We start from the raw sequence: 950 nt of genomic DNA on the forward strand, positions 1-950 counted from the left end.
CCTAGGCCCGCGCCGCCGGTTCGCGGTTGCGCGATCGCTCGCCGCGCAGGAAGGGCTCGAACACCGCCTCCAGCTCGTCGTCGGCCAAGCCGGGCCCGTCATCCTCGACCAGGACCACCGCCGCGCCGTCGGACGCGAAAGCCTTCACGCGCGCCGCGCCGCCGTACTGCAGCGCGTTGGCGATGAGATTGGCCAGCGCTCGGCGCAGCGCCGCGGGATCGCCGAGAATCCACAAAGGCCCGCCGCCGTCGAAGGTCGCTTCGGCCCCTGTCTCAGCGAACCCGTGGGCGATGTCGGCGGCCAGGGCGTCGAGGTTCATCGGTTCGCGACGCTCGGGCGTCGTCTCGCCGCGCACGAAGGCCATGGCCTGGGCGATCAGGGCGTCCATCTCCTCGATGTCGGAAGCCATGCGGTCGCGCACGCCCTCCGGCGCCTGTTCGGCGCGGAAGCGCAGGCGGGTCAGCGGCGTACGCAGGTCGTGGGCGATCGCCGCTATCGTCTGGGTCCGTTGGCGCATGTGGCTGCGCAGCGACGCCTGCATGTCGTTGAAGGCATGGATGGCGGTGCGGACCTCGCTGGGGCCGGACGGCGCCAGCGGCTCGGCCTCCGGGTCGGCGCCCAGGCGTTCGGCGGCGTCGGCGAACACGCGGATGGGCCGGGTCAGGCGGCGCGCCATCCACCACACCAGGGGCGCCAGCAGAAGCATCGAGATGGCCAGGGCCAGCAACACCCGCCGCTGCCAGGGCGACAGCAGGCCGCGCGGCGGCTCGACGGTGGCCCACAACCCGTCGGGCCGCTGGACGGAGGCGGCGAAGGGCGAGAAGGACAGGCGTTCCGTCAGGAGGGTGAACTGGCGGTCGGGGGAATCCAGGATCATCGCTTCGCCCACCCCCGGTGGATGGTGACGTCCGCCCCCTCGGTGCGCTGGATCACGATCGACCGCGGGCCCG

Annotated in this window: 1 protein-coding gene; it reads right to left on the reverse strand. The window is 72.9% G+C overall.

All coding sequences use genetic code 11. The annotated features are described in order from the left end of the window. Position 1: 1 nt before the first annotated feature. A partial coding sequence (locus tag AC2W7C_RS18440) for a HAMP domain-containing protein (RefSeq protein WP_486002642.1) occupies positions 2-950 on the reverse strand: 949 nt, incomplete at its 5' end.

The organism is Brevundimonas sp. CURTG3B2_SDJG, assembly GCF_057364705.1.